13 protein-coding genes are annotated in these 14,064 nt (G+C 66.5%); 9 read left to right on the forward strand and 4 right to left on the reverse strand.

The features are described from left to right. The first annotated feature begins 68 nt into the window (after positions 1-68). Together ADBZ5N_RS01480 and ADBZ5N_RS01485 are read left to right on the forward strand one after the other, a co-directional pair. On the forward strand, positions 69-2,213 hold the full coding sequence (locus ADBZ5N_RS01480; RefSeq protein ID WP_526255716.1) for an adenylate/guanylate cyclase domain-containing protein: 2,145 nt from the start codon (positions 69-71) through the stop codon (positions 2,211-2,213). Further along, positions 2,210-3,655, forward strand: coding sequence for a mechanosensitive ion channel domain-containing protein (locus ADBZ5N_RS01485; RefSeq protein WP_526255717.1), 1,446 nt, complete (start codon positions 2,210-2,212; stop codon positions 3,653-3,655). The genes ADBZ5N_RS01480 and ADBZ5N_RS01485 overlap by 4 nt, the downstream gene beginning before the upstream one ends. Here the strand turns inward: ADBZ5N_RS01485 and ADBZ5N_RS01490 are convergent. From ADBZ5N_RS01490 to ADBZ5N_RS01505, 4 genes are read right to left on the reverse strand one after another with little or no spacing between them, the layout of a single operon-like run. Further along, positions 3,652-4,146, reverse strand: coding sequence for an NUDIX hydrolase (locus ADBZ5N_RS01490; RefSeq protein WP_526255718.1), 495 nt, complete (start codon positions 4,144-4,146; stop codon positions 3,652-3,654). The two genes, ADBZ5N_RS01485 and ADBZ5N_RS01490, sit on opposite strands and share 4 nt — an antisense overlap. Before the next feature lie 3 nt (positions 4,147-4,149). Next, entirely contained in the window at positions 4,150-6,282 is a 2,133-nt protein-coding gene (gene malQ / locus ADBZ5N_RS01495) for a 4-alpha-glucanotransferase (RefSeq protein ID WP_526255719.1), read from the reverse strand. 48 nt (positions 6,283-6,330) lie between these two features. After that, complete coding sequence (locus tag ADBZ5N_RS01500) at positions 6,331-6,654, reverse strand: DMT family transporter (RefSeq protein ID WP_526255743.1); 324 nt, start codon at positions 6,652-6,654, stop codon at positions 6,331-6,333. Continuing rightward, the gene (locus ADBZ5N_RS01505) at positions 6,654-6,986 is read right to left on the reverse strand and encodes a DMT family transporter (RefSeq protein WP_526255720.1); all 333 of its coding nucleotides are present in this window, start codon (positions 6,984-6,986) and stop codon (positions 6,654-6,656) included. Before ADBZ5N_RS01505 ends, ADBZ5N_RS01500 begins: the two co-directional genes overlap by 1 nt. Before the next feature lie 66 nt (positions 6,987-7,052). Here ADBZ5N_RS01505 and ADBZ5N_RS01510 point away from each other — a divergent pair, with 66 nt between their 5' ends. The 7 genes from ADBZ5N_RS01510 (at position 7,053) to ADBZ5N_RS01540 (ending at position 14,052) form a co-directional block, all read left to right on the forward strand. Beyond that, entirely contained in the window at positions 7,053-7,952 is a 900-nt protein-coding gene (locus ADBZ5N_RS01510; protein ID WP_526255721.1) for a sterol desaturase family protein, read from the forward strand. A gap of 4 nt (positions 7,953-7,956) precedes the next feature. Next, entirely contained in the window at positions 7,957-8,442 is a 486-nt protein-coding gene (locus tag ADBZ5N_RS01515; RefSeq protein WP_526255722.1) for a cation:proton antiporter regulatory subunit, read from the forward strand. 4 nt (positions 8,443-8,446) lie between these two features. After that, positions 8,447-9,571: a cation:proton antiporter gene (locus ADBZ5N_RS01520; protein WP_526255723.1), complete on the forward strand. Its 1,125-nt coding sequence runs from the start codon at positions 8,447-8,449 to the stop codon at positions 9,569-9,571. Between the two features lie 62 nt (positions 9,572-9,633). Next, positions 9,634-11,046 carry an NAD(P)/FAD-dependent oxidoreductase gene (locus ADBZ5N_RS01525; protein ID WP_526255724.1) on the forward strand — a complete coding sequence of 471 codons (1,413 nt, stop codon included), beginning with the start codon at positions 9,634-9,636 and terminating at the stop codon, positions 11,044-11,046. Positions 11,047-11,167: 121 nt separating this feature from the next. Continuing rightward, a complete protein-coding gene (locus tag ADBZ5N_RS01530) occupies positions 11,168-11,713 on the forward strand; it encodes a LysM peptidoglycan-binding domain-containing protein (RefSeq protein ID WP_526255725.1) in 546 nt (181 codons plus the stop codon). A 175-nt stretch (positions 11,714-11,888) separates the two neighbouring features. Beyond that, complete coding sequence (locus tag ADBZ5N_RS01535; RefSeq protein ID WP_526255726.1) at positions 11,889-12,545, forward strand: Rv1815 family serine proteinase; 657 nt, start codon at positions 11,889-11,891, stop codon at positions 12,543-12,545. A gap of 43 nt (positions 12,546-12,588) precedes the next feature. Beyond that, the gene (locus ADBZ5N_RS01540; RefSeq protein ID WP_526255727.1) at positions 12,589-14,052 is read left to right on the forward strand and encodes an FAD-binding protein; all 1,464 of its coding nucleotides are present in this window, start codon (positions 12,589-12,591) and stop codon (positions 14,050-14,052) included. Positions 14,053-14,064 lie beyond the last annotated feature (12 nt).

Below are 14,064 nucleotides of genomic sequence, written 5' to 3' on the forward strand. Positions count from 1 at the left end.
GAGAACGCGGTCGGGTAACGCTGTTGTGTTGCAAGGCCCGTCATTCGACGACGATTCGGAGACTCATCGTGGCCCGGCTTCCCTCGATTCGAGGTCTGCGTTCGATGGGCTTCCAGTCCAAGTTGCTCATCATGCTGTTGGCGGTGAGTGTGTCCTCGGTCCTGACCGCCGGTGTCATCGGCTATCTGTCCGGCACCAACTCGCTGCGCAACGCCGAGTATCAACGGTTGACCGAACTGCGGGAGTCCCGAAGCCGGGAGATCACCAGCTACTACGGCGGCATAGCCACCGCGGCGACGGTGCTGACCCACAGCCCCACGGTTGTCGCGTCGATGGAGTCTTTCGCAAAGGGCTTCGAGGCGCTGCAGACGACTCCGCTGCCACCGGGTGCCAAGCAGGCGATCGGGACCTTCTTCACCGATGTGTTCGACCCCGCCCTGGAGAAGAACTCGGGGAAACCCGCCGAGGGTGGGCTGTTCCTGCCGAAATCGAATGCCCAGAGTTATCTGCAGGCGCTCTACATGGTGCCGGCCAAGGGTGACAGGGCTGCCGCGATCAAGGTGAAAACCGCCGGTGACCCCAGCGCATGGTCCGAAGAGCACGCTCGCTCGCATGAATTCTTCGCCGACTTCGCCGAGCGATTCGCCTTCGATGACGCCATGCTCATCGATACCGACGGCAACGTCGTCTACTCGGTGGCCAAGGAACCCGACCTGGGTGCCAACGTTTTAGAGGCTCCCCTGAAGACCACCCAACTTGCCGGGGCCTACGGCCAGGCGATGCGAGCCAATTCGGCCGATGAGGTGTTCTTCACCGACTTCGAGTTCTACGGGCCCAGTTACGGCAGGCCGACGCAGTGGGTGCTCACCCCGATCGGCGATGACAACCGCGTCGTAGGGGTGCTGGCCATGCAGCTGTCGGCTGATGCCATCAACAACGTGATGACCGGAAACCGGAATTGGGAGAAGGACGGCTTGGGCAAGACCGGCGAGACCTTCCTGGTCGGTCCCGACAAGATCATGCGCTCGGATGCGCGACTGCTGCTGACCGACCCGGAGAAGTTCGCCGCCGGGGTGATCGCCAACGGCACCCCGGAAGACATCGCCAAGCGCGAGGTCGAACTCGAGACCAGCGTGCTGCTCCAACCCCTGACGGCGAGTGTGTCGGTCGGCGAAGCGCTGGCCGGCAACACCGGCGTCCGGACCGGCAAGGGCATCACGGGACCGCCTGCGCTGTCCGCGTACGCCCCGTTGGACATCCCCGGTCTGCAATGGGCGATCGTCGCCAGGGTCGACGAGTCCGAGGCACTGGCCCCGGTCAGCACATTCGCGCGGAACATCGCATTGTCGACAGCGGCCATCGTGCTCGCGGTATCCGGACTTGCCCTGTTGTTCGCCCGGATACTGACAAGACCGGTCAAGACACTGGCCGCCGCCGTGAAACGGGTCACCGGCGGCGAACTCGGCGTGCGCGTGCCGGTGACGTCCCGCGACGAGTTCGGAGATCTGTCGGCGGCGTTCAACGACATGAGCAACAGCCTGCAGACCAAGCAGATGCTGATCGACGAGCAGGCCCGGGAGAACGATGCGCTGCTGGCAAGCCTGATGCCCGAGACGGTGGCCCGCCGCTACCGCGAGGGCGAGGAGAACATCAGCACCCAGCATCGCGACGTCTCGGTGATCTACTCCCAGATGCTCGGGTTCGACGACTTCTCCCGTTCGCTTCCGTCGGAGGAGTCGGTCGCGCTGCTGAGTTCGCTCGTCGCGGCTTTCGATGACGCCGCCGAACGTCACGGTGTCGAACAGGTGCGCAGTATGCAGGACAACGGTTTGCTGGCGACCTGCGGACTGGTCGTGCCCCGGGTCGACCACGCGAGCCGCACCATCGCATTCGGCAAGGAGATCAACGATATTCTGCGGCGCTTCAACGACCAGCACGACTCGCAACTGACCATGCGGATCGGCATCGACAGCGGGCCGGTCACCAGCGGACTGGTCGGTGAACGCTCCACCGTGTACGCGCTGTGGGGTGAGGCCGTCGACTTGGCACACCGGGTGCACGCGGCAACCCGGTCCGACGGCATCTTCGTCAGCGACAGGGTCTACCAGTCGGTGGTGGGGATCTACCCGTTCACCGAGGCGGGGACGATCACCGGACCCGAGGGTGTGGAGAAAGTCTGGCAGCTGGACATGTCTGTGGGGCAGCCCGCGTGACGGCCCTCACCGCGCAGCCGTGGTTCTGGCCGGCAACACTCGTCGTCTTCGGTCTCCCACTCATGCTGGTGCTGCTCAACGAGATCTACAACGCGCTGGTCCGACGCAGCAGTGTCTTCGCCAAGCCGGTCGGACTGCTGCGCAACTGGGTGCTGCCGGCGTTTGCGGTGTACCTGCTCATCGACCAGCTGCAACGCTCCGGTGCCAGCGGGCCCGCGACCTGGTCGAAAGTCGCCGCCACGGTGTTCGGTTTCCTGCTGATCCTCTTCGTCCTCTCGGGAGCCAACGCGGCGTTGTTCGGGGGAGCCCGAGCCGGCAGCTGGCGGGAGAGGTTACCGGGGATCTTCGTGGACCTGGGCCGGTTGGTGCTGATCATCGTGGGTCTTGCGCTGTTGCTGTCCTGGGTGTGGGGGGCCAACCTCGGCGGCCTGATCGCCGCGGTGGGCGTCGGCTCCATCGTCATCGGCCTGGCCGTGCAGAATGCCGTGGGCCCGGTGATCTCCGGGCTGCTGCTGCTCTTTGAGCGGCCGTTCGGCATCGGGGACTGGCTCGACACCAAGTTCGGCAAGGGCCGGGTGGTCGAGGTCAACTGGCGCGCGGTGCACATCGACACCGAGAACGGCATTCGGGTGGTGCCGAACGCAGCCCTGGCCAGTGACCCGTTCGTCAACCTCAGCAAGACCGTCGCGCCGTACTTCAAAGCCAAGGCCTTTTTCGACTTCGCCGCCGAGGATCCGCCGGGGCTGGTCAAGTCCACCCTGCTGTCGGTGGCGGAGGGATTGCCGACGAAACTGCCGGGGGCGGCGCCCTTGGTCACTCCGCTGGGCCCCCACCCCGACCAACCCTCGATCGACAAGTACCGCATCAACATCCCGGTCACCTCGCCCGCAGAAGCCGACGGCACCGTCTCGACGATGACCTACCGAACCTGGTACGCCGCTCAGCGCGTGGGCCTTCACCTCAACAACGTCAAACACGGCGGCAAGAAGAACACCGCCGACATCGCCGAACGCCTGCAGAGCGTGGTCACCGGCCTCGGACTCGGTCCGGAGGCGTACGCGACCATGTCCGCAAACGCCCGGCTTCTGCAGTTCGCCGAGGGTGAGACCGTGCAGCACCGCAACACCATTCCCGCTGCCGTCGGCTTCATCACCGAAGGTCGCGTGGAGATGCTCGTGCAGGCCGACGACGGACGGCAGGTTCGGCTGGGGACCCTGGGTATCGGTGACTATCTGGGAGCGACGGCAGTTACCCGCCAGCGCGGCATCGTCGCAATGGTGGCTCTGACCGACGTCGCGATCGTCGCGGTGCCCTGGGAGGCCATGGAACAGGTTGTGCGCACCGACCACCGGTTCGCCCGGCAGATCGGCGACACCATCGACATGCGCCGAAACGCCGCCAAGGAAGCGCTGGCCCAGGCCGCGCAGACGGCGATCGGTTAGCCCTGCCCGGGTGGCCGGCCGTTGCGCGGGCAGGCCACAGCGGTCGCCAAGCGGTCCAGGAACACCTGCTGCCCCTTGAGCAGTTTGATGCCCGCCCCGGGCAGGCCCAGCCAGGCCACCCGGTCCAACTCCGGGAATTCCTGAAGGCGCCCTGAGCCTTTCGGCCACTCCAGCGTGAACGTGTTGCTGCGGAAGCCGCTGACGTCGAGGTCCGCGGCCACGGCGAACACGGTCAGCAGCTTGCCGCTGGGCTGCTTGGCCGTTCCGAGGTCGCGCCGCGGCCCGTCTGGCGGGTCACAGCCCAGTTCCTCGGCGAACTCGCGGCGAGCGGCGTCCCACGGGTCCTCACCGGAGGCGTACTCGCCCTTGGGAATCGACCACGCGCCGTCATCCTTGCGAGCCCAGAACGGGCCGCCGGGGTGTCCGATGAGCACCTCCAGCGCATCCCCACGAACCCGGTACAGCAGCAGGCCGGCGCTGAGAACCGGCACCGCTCAGCCCGATCCGGGATCAGTCGCCGCCCGCATTGCCTCGGCCAATGCGGCCGCGCGGCGGTCGGTGAACACATCCTCGAGGAGCAGATGACGTCCGTCCGGTCCGGCCAACGGCACCCGCCAGTTCGGATACTCGTCGGTGGTGCCGGGCTGATTCTGGGTTCGCCGCTCGCCGACCGCATCGGTCAGCGCCAGTGCGAGCAGCCGTGACCGCGTCCGGCCCAGGTAGCGGTGCAATGCCAGCGTCACGTCCTGTTCATCGGCCTGCGCACCGAGCAGGCCGACCCGGCGCAACTCCGCCAACCACGCCTCCTGCCAGGCCTGGTCGTCGGCCAGTTCCACCTCGGCCGGGCGGGTGAGCAGGCCGAGTTCGTCACGGAGCCGGATGTGCTCACCGGCCAGATAGCCGGGGGTCGGCGGAAGATCGTGGGTGGTGACCGAGGACAGGCACAGCTCCCGCCAATGCTCGGCTGCCAACGGTCCACGGCTGTACCCGTCGATCTCGAACCACAGAATCGAGGTGCCCAGCAGGCCGCGCTCGCGCAGGTAGTCGCGGACCCACGGTTCGACGGTGCCCAGATCTTCGCCGACCACCACCGCGCCGGACCGGTGCGCCTCCAGGGCGACGATGCCGATCATGGCGTCGTGGTTGTACCGCACATAGGTGCCTTTGGTCGGCGGAGCGCCCTGCGGAATCCACCACAGCCGGAACAACCCGATGATGTGGTCGATCCGCACACCGCCCGCATGCCGGAGGATGGCCGCGATCAGTTCCCGAAAGGGTTGGTAACCAACCTCTTCCAGCCGGTCGGGCCGCCACGGCGGCTGCGACCAGTCCTGCCCAAGCTGGTTGAACTCGTCGGGCGGCGCCCCTGCGGTTACCCCGAGTGCCAGAACCTCCTGCAGCGACCAGGCGTCGGCGCCGGACGGATGGACCCCGACGGCCAGATCATGCATGATCCCCAACGGCATCCCGGTCTGAAGTGCCTGAGATTGGGCGTTGGCCAATTGCTCGTCGAGTTGCCACTGCATCCACCGGTGGAAGTCCACTTCCCGGCGGTGGCGCTGGGCGAATTCGCCGACCTCCGGGTTGGCCGGGTGCTGCAGGTCTTTCGGCCAGGTCCGCCAGTCACCGCCGTAGTGCTCGGCCAGTGCGCACCAGGTCGCGAAGTCGTCCAGGGCGGTGCCCTCACGTTCGGTGAACGCGGTGAAGGACAGCTCACGGCCGACAGACCGGGGGACCCGGTAGACCAGTTCCAGGGCCTTGCGCTTAGCCGCCCACACCGCGTCGCGGTCGATGGTGTCACCCGCCTTGGACTGCAATGCTTTCCGGCGGGTGTGCACCCGCCCGCGCTTGGGCAGCCAGGCGAATTCGGGGATCGCCTCGACCCGAAGATAGAGCGGGTTGACGAAGCGGCGTGAGGTGGGCAGATACGGGGAGGGCTCCATGGGCTTGGCCGGCGCAGCGGCATGCAGGGGGTTGACCAGTACGTAACCGGCACCGTGCCGTGCCCCCGCCCAGACAGCCAGGTCGGCGAGATCGGCGAGGTCGCCGAAGGCCCAGGAGCCCTTCGACCGAACGCTGTAGAGCTGGGTCGTCAACCCCCAGGTCCGGCCGTCTCCCATCCGGGCCGGTAGGCCCAGCCAGGACGGGGTGACGATCAACGCGGTGTCGATCTCCTGCTCACCTGAGCGCAGATGAATCCGGTGATAGCCCAGCGGAAGATCAGCGGGCAAGACGAAGGTGGCTTCGCCGACCAGCCTGTCGGCCAGATCGAACGGGGGGGTGAAGTTGTCGGCCTGCCGGATGTGGGACCGCGTGGTGCCGTCCTCGAGGCGGACCCACACCTGCGCGGGCGCTCCGTGGGTGACATGCACCCAGAACGCAGTCTCAGTGCCGGAGCGGGCCACGACTGTCGGCGGAAGGGGGCGGGACCAGTACTGCCGATCCAGCTCGGAAAGGGCTGCTGCGCAGTCCTCTTCGGTATCGGCGCGAACACCGAGGGCCCCCAGCACGCCTATCACGGTCGACGACTCGACTGTCAGGAAGTTTCCGGTCCAGTCGTGATAGGCGCATGCCACGCCCAACCGGTCGGCCAGAGCGGTCAACCACGGTTCAGCCATACGTGCCATCTTGCTTGCTGGGCCGCATCCGCGCCGACGAAACTCCCAAGCCCAGGTTCAACCCACGGACCCGGACAGTTCGATGGTCAGCACCCCGGCGATGATCAGCGCGATGCCGAGCATCATCAGCGGGGTCAATGGTTCGGCGAACAGCACCTTGGCCAGCAGCGCCACCAACGCCACCCCGCAGGCCGACCACACCCCGTAGGCGATACCGACCGGCATCCCCAGCGATAGCGTCCAGGACACCAGCGAGAAAGATGCGACGTACCCGATGACCACGGGGGCGATCCACGCCCGTTTCCGTAGGCCGTCGGAGGCGCGCAGCCCCAACGTGGCGAGCACCTCCAGCGCGATTCCACCGGCCAGCGTCAGCCACATCATGATTCGGCCGCCCGGTGTGAGCCCAACTCCACCATCAGCACCCCCGCGATGATCAGCCCGATCCCGGCCACGATCGGCCATGTGAAGGGGTCATCGAAGATCAGCGATGCCATCACCGCGGTGATCGCGGTGCCCGATGCACCCCAGATCCCGTAGGCGACCCCGATCGGAACCCCGGCGCGCAGCACCCGGGTCAGCAGAAAAAAGGAAGCCACATAGCCGGCCACCACCAGGATCAACCAGAGCCGCTGATCCTGAAACGCCCGCAGCGCCAGGGTTCCGGTCACCTCGGTGAGGATCGCGCCCATCAGCAGCGCCCATCTCCGCATAGGGGACGACGATAGCGGCGGACTAGACTCGCGATCCGGAGGTGCCCGGTGGATCGACTCGCAGACATGCTGTCTGTCCTGCCCCCGCCGATGCGTGACCCGGTCTTGTTCGCCGTTCCGTTCTTCCTGCTGCTGCTCAGCATCGAGTGGACCGCGGCGCGCAAACTCGAGCACCTCGAATCCGAACCGGGCCGACCCGCATCCGGCGCCTATCTGGGACCCGACGCTCGGGCCTCCATCCTCATGGGCCTGGTGTCGGTAGCCACGATGGGAGCCTGGAAGTTCCTCGGCCTGCTCGGCTACGCCGCCCTGTACGCCTACGTCGCACCCTGGCACCTGTCGGCGCGGGACTGGTACACCTGGGTGATCGCCCTGGTCGGGGTCGACGTGCTGTTCTACGCCTACCACCGCATCGCCCACCGGGTCCGGCTGATCTGGGCCACCCATCAGGCCCATCACTCCAGCCGCTACTTCAACTTCGCCACCGCGCTGCGACAGAAGTGGAACAACAGCGGCGAGTTGATCATGTGGATGCCGTTGCCGCTGTTGGGCGTTCCGCCGTGGATGGTGTTCACCAGCTTCTCGATCAGCCTGGTCTACCAGTTCTGGATTCACACCGAGCGAATCGGCACCTTGGCGCGCCCGATCGAGTTCATCTTCAATACGCCCTCGCACCACCGCGTCCACCACGGCACCGACCCGGAGTACCTGGACCGCAACTACGGCGGCATCCTGATCATCTGGGACCGGCTGTTCGGCACCTTCCAGCCTGAGCTGTTCCGCCCGCACTACGGGCTGACCAAGCCGGTGAACACCTTCAACATCTGGAAGCTGGAGACCCACGAATACCTCGCTATCGCGCGGGATGTGCGTTCGACGTCCGGCTGGCGGAACAAACTGGGCTACATTTTCGGACCGCCCGGTTGGGAACCGAGCCGCGCCGTCGCCGCCCAAGCAGGAGGTTAACGTCATGGACGTCAGAGAAACGCGGCTACCCGGCGTGGGACTGCGCTACGAGTTCGACACGAGCGACGGCGAACGGATCGCGGTGATCGCCCGCCGCGGAGGGGATTTCGAGTTCTTCGTCTGCGCCGCATCGCGCGATCCCGACAGTGCCCAACGGATCTTCCATCTGACGGCCAGCGAGGCGGATGCCGTCGCCCAGATACTCGGGGCGCCTCACATGGTCGAAAGCTACGCCGACCTGACCAAAGAGGTCCCCGGTCTGAGCGCGGGGCAGGTTCCGGTCCCACCGAATTCCCGCTACGCCAGCCGTCCGTTGGGCGACACCAGGGCCAGAACGCTGACCGGGGCGTCGATCGTGGCCATCGTCCGGGGCGATCAGGTAATGGCCTCGCCGGGTCCGGAGGAGCTGATCGAACCGTACGACGTCCTCGTGGTGATCGGCACCGACGACGGAATCGCCGGAGTCCGGCAGCTCATCGACCAAGGTTGAGCCGATGGCCATCTCGGCGCCGCTGCTTCTTGAACTCGGTGCCATCCTTCTGGTTCTCACCGTGCTGGGCAGTGCGGCGCGGCGCTACGGGCTCTCGCCGATTCCGCTGTACCTGCTGACCGGACTTTTTCTCGGCACCGGGGGTGTCGCCCCGGTGGAGCACGCCAGCGAGTTCGTCGAGACCGGCGCCTCGATCGGGGTTGTTTTGCTGCTGCTGACCCTGGGCCTGGAGTTCTCCGTTGGCGAGTTCTCCGAGTCGCTGCGCCGGCACCTGCCCTCGGCGGGGGTCGATCTTGTGCTCAACGCGATTCCGGGAGCCGTGGCCGGCTTGCTGTTGGGGCTGAACACGGTGGGCATCGTTGCCTTGGCCGGCATCACTTATATCTCGTCGTCGGGGGTGATCTCCCGCCTGCTCAGCGACCTCGGCCGGCTGGGCAACAGGGAGACCCCGGCGGTGCTGTCGGTGCTGGTTCTCGAGGATTTCGCGATGGCGGCCTACCTGCCGGTGCTGACGGTCCTGGCGTCAGGTGGAACCCTGATCGAGGCGGTGGTGTGGACAGCGGTCGCGCTCGGAGCGCTCGGGATGGCGTTCCTGGTGTCTTTCCGGTGGGGTCATCATGTCGGCCGGGTATTGGGGCACCCCGAGGACGAGCAACTCCTGCTGCGGATCCTGGGACTGACGCTGATCGTCGCGGCAGTCGCCGAGCAGTTGCACGCCTCGGCGGCGGTGGGCGCATTCCTGGTCGGGCTTACTCTGACTGGCCCCGTCGCCGACCGTGCCCGTTCGGTCCTCAGCCCGCTTCGCGACCTGTTCGCGGCGGTGTTCTTCGTGGCGATCGGGCTGACCGTCGACCCGGCCGCACTGCTGCCCATGCTGCCGGTCGCTGTGGCGCTGGCCGCGGTGACCGCCGTCACCAAGGTCATCACCGGGGCCTACGCAGCCCGCCGGGAAGGTGCAGCGCGCCCCGGCCAGCGGCGCGCCGGCGTCGCATTGATCGCTCGCGGCGAGTTCTCCCTGGTCATCATTGGGTTGGCCGGCACCAGCATCAGTGCGCTCAGTGCGGTGGCCACCCCGTACGTGTTCATCCTGGCGGTCGTCGGGCCGGTGCTGGCCCGCTTCACGCGCTGAAGTCGCAGTCGCCGGGGCACCTCACATTCCTGGCAGCCGGATTCCTGGCAGCATGGGCGGCTATGCAGACGGTTTTCGATCGGGACGTCGACCAGCGTCTGGTCACGGCCGCGCTGGCGCCGGCGGTGTTCGGGTCGATGTGGCTGGATCCCGATGTGGTGGGCCGGCGGCCGGAGTTCCCTGCGCTGACCGGTGCGACGACCTGCGACCTGCTTGTCGTCGGCGGTGGCTATGCCGGGTTGTGGACCGCACTGCACGCCGCGCAACGCGGTGCCGCGGTCGTTCTGATCGAGGCCGAACGGCTGGGCTGGGCTGCCTCCGGCCGCAACGGCGGTTTCGTCGAGGCCAGCCTGACCCACGGCGCGGAGAACGGGAAATCCCGCTGGCCCAACGAATTCGATCAGCTTGAGAAGTTGGGTATGGCCAACCTGCAGGGTATGCAGAACGACATCGCCGCCCACGGGATGTCGGTTGACTGGGAACGTACCGGGATGCTGTCGGTGGCCACCGAGTCACACCAGATCGAGTGGCTGCGCCTGATGGCTGCCGACGGCAGGGGCGAGTTTCTGGACGTCGAATCAGTCCGGGCACAGGTGAATTCACCCACCTACCAGGCCGGTCTGTTCGCCGCCGACACCGTCGCCCTGGTGCATCCGGCGCGACTGGTTTTCGAACTGGCCCGGGCCTGCGCGGAGTACGGCGTGCGGATCCACGAACACACGGCGGCCCGGTTGATTGAGTGGGACTCCGCGACGGTGCGGGTCGCTACCTCGGCCGGGACGATCAGTGCCAAGCGAGTAGTCCTGGCCACGAACGTGTTTCAGAGTTTGCTGCGGCGAAACCGGCTCTACACGGTGCCCGTCTACGATTACGTGCTGGGCACCGAACCCCTCACCGCTGACCAACTGGGGCGCATCGGCTGGCGGGGGCGTCAAGGCATCGGTGACAGTGCCAACCAGTTCCACTACTACCGCCTGTCAGATGACAACCGGATCCTGTGGGGCGGGTACGACGCGATGTACTACTACGGCCGCCGTGTCGACCCGGGCCGGGAAGACCGGCCGGAGTCGTTCCGAAAGTTGGCCGAACACTTCTTCATCACCTTTCCGCAACTGGAAGACGTCCGGTTCAGCCATCGGTGGTCCGGGCCGATCGACACCAACACCCGGTTCTGCGCGCACTGGGGTCTGGCCGGCCGCGGTCGGATCGCCTACGTCAACGGATTCACCGGTCTGGGTGTGGGCGCGGCACGCTTCGCCGCCGACGTATGTCTGGATCTGCTCGAGGGACACCCCACCGAGCGCACCGAGTTGCAGATGGTCCGCCGCAAGCCGCTGCCCTTCCCGCCCGAGCCGCTGGCCAGCATCGGCATTCAGGCCACCCGCTGGTCACTGGATCGTGCTGATCACCACCGCGGGCGGCGCAACCTGTTCCTGCGTACCTTGGACCGGCTTGGCCTGGGCTTCGACTCCTGACGGGACGAGGTCGCGGCGATGCCGGCGCCTGGACCCCCGGCACCCCGGGCGGTCGGAATTTTCCAGTAGGCTCGCGGACGCCCGCCGAGCAGAAGGCGGCCTTAGAGGAGGTTAATCAAGCGTGGCAGACACACTTAACGCAGGGCAGAAGCTGGGCAAGGGCGATTCGCTCACGTCCAGCAACGGTGCCTACACCCTGACCCTGCAGTCCGACGGCAACCTGGTGCTCGCGGCGCGCGGCGAAGCCGTCTGGGCCACCGGCACCGACGGCCAGGGAATCGACCGTGCCGAGGTGCAGTCCGACGGCAACTTCGTGCTCTATGCCGGCAGCACCCCGAAGTGGCACAGTGACACCAAGGGCAAGAAGGACGTCCGACTCGTCGTCCAAGACGATCGCAATGTGGTGCTGTACTCCGCCGACGGCGCCGCCTGGACCTCGCGCACCGAGACCGACGCGCCGCCGCCGCCCGTGGTCGACAAGGAGTTCGCGCCGGTTGCCAACGAGGTTCCCGCCCCCCGTAGCCACACCGTGGCGTCCGGTGAAACCCTGTTCAATATCGCCAAGCAGTACCTCGGCGACGGCAACCGCTACCAGGAGTTGGCGAAGTTCAACAACATCGCCAACCCGGACCACATCGAGGTCGGCCAGGTCATCAACATCCCCTGAGCCGTCCGGCGTTATTCACCGCAGGGCTGGTTCACTCCGGCGAGGTCGCGATAAAGAGTCGGTAACGATCGGCTGAGCGGGCCGATACACAATCGACACGCTATTGCGACCGCGTTATTGGCAGGTCGCCAACCGATCGGGGTGTATTTTGCCGGGTTTCCTGCGACCTGCAGTCGTGGCTGCGGCGGCCGGAAGTGTGCTGATTGCACTATCTCCGGCCGCCCCGGCTGACGAGGGCGTGCAGGTGTTCCCCGGGATGGAGATCCGTCAGGGCACCACCGTATGCACCCTGGGCTTCGTCGACCCGATTGCGCGCATCGGGTATTCCGCCGGACACTGCCGCGGTAACAGCACGGTCACCGACCGCGACGGCCGATTCATCGGTGTGGTGGCCACCGCCCGCGACAACACCCCCAACGGCGCGGTCGTCCGCACCGACCAGGTGATCTCCGACTACGAGACCATCACCCTGGCCAAAAATGTCACCGTCAGCACCGAGCTGCCCGGCGGACGTCAACTGGTCGCCGACCCAGGACTGCTTTTGGCGCCGGGGCAGCCGATCTGTCACTACGGGGCGATCACCCGGGAAAGCTGCGGCACCGTCGAGCGGATCAACAACGGCTGGTTCACCATGCACAACGGGGTGGTCAGCCAGAAGGGTGACTCGGGCGGGCCGGTGTACACGCTGTCCGGCAACGGCACGGCGGTCATTGCTGGACTGTTCAACAGCACCTGGGGCCAACTGCCCGCCGCGGTGTCCTGGCAGGCGACCGGCCAGCAGGTCCGGCAGGAGACCGGCGCCGCTATCGTCGACGTCGCCGCGACGAAGTAGCTCGACACATAGGACGATTCACCCCGGGGGATATCCTCGAACGGTGAGTGGGCGCGACATTCCAGAGACCGTCGCCGCCGCAGCGGTGACCGAGTACTCCGATGACGTCGACGTCGTGATCGTCGGTTTCGGCATCGGGGGTGGTTGCGCTGCGGTGTCGGCCGCCGCCGCAGGCGCGCGGGTACTGGTTCTGGAACGTGCCGCGGTCGCCGGCGGCACCACGGCCCTGGCGGGCGGTCACTTCTACCTAGGCGGCGGCACGGCGGTCCAGCAAGCCACCGGTCATCCCGACACCGCCGAGGAGATGTACAAATACCTCGTCGCCATGTCGCGGGATCCCGAACACGACAAGATCCGGGCCTATTGCGAGGGCAGCGTCGAGCACTTCAACTGGCTCGAGGACCTCGGCGTGCACTTCGAGCGTAGTTATTACCCCGAGAAGGCGGTGATCCAGCCGGGCACCGAAGGGCTGATGTACACCGGTAACGAAAAGGTTTGGCCATACAAGGATCTGGCTGTCCCCGCTCCGCGCGGGCACAAGGTCCCGGTGCCGGGTGACACCCAGGGCGCGGCCATGGTGATCGACCTGTTGCTCAAACGGGCCGATGAACTCGGCGTGCAGATCCGCTACGAGACCGGCGCGACACACCTGATCAACGACGATGCCGGCGCGGTGACCGGGGTGTCGTGGAAACGGTTTGGCGAAACCGGGTACATCCGCGCCAAGGCAGTGGTGATCGCCGCCGGGGGCTTCGTGATGAACAAGGACATGGTGGCCGCCTACACGCCGAAACTTGCCGAGAAGCCTTTCGTGCTGGGCAACACCTACGACGACGGCCTGGGTATCCGGTTGGGGGTGTCGGTGGGCGGGGCGAGTAAGCACATGGATCAAGCCTTCATCACCGCGCCGGCCTACCCGCCGGCGATCCTGCTGACCGGCATCATCGTCAACAAGTTGGGGCAGCGCTTCGTCGCCGAGGACTCTTACCATTCCCGTACTTCGGGTTTCGTGATGGACCAGCCAGACAGCGCGGCCTACCTGATCGTCGATGAGGAGCATCTGCAGCGTCCGGATTTCCCGTTGATCAAGTTCATCGACGGCTGGGAGACGGTCGAGGAGATGGAATCTGCTCTCGGCATTCCGGCCGGGAATCTGGTCGCCACCCTGAACCGCTACAACAGTTTTTCGGCTCAGGGGGAGGACCCCGACTTCCATAAGCAGCCGGAATTCCTCGCCCCCCAGGACACCGCGCCGTGGGCGGCCTTCGACCTGTCGCTGGGTAAGGCGATGTACTCCGGCTTCACCGTAGGCGGTCTGGCCACCAACGTCGACGGCCAGGTGCTGCGCGAAGACGGGAGCCCGATCGCGGGCCTCTACGCGGCGGGTGCCTGCGCGTCCAACCTGGCCCAGGACGGCAAAGGGTATTCCAGCGGAACGCAATTGGGGTCCGGATCGTTCTTCGGGCGCCGTGCGGGCGACCACGCGGCCGCCGCGACTTTCCGTTAGACCGTTAGACCG

It is taken from the genome of Mycobacterium sp., from assembly GCF_044370595.1.
Classification (GTDB): Bacteria; Actinomycetota; Actinomycetes; order Mycobacteriales; family Mycobacteriaceae; genus Mycobacterium.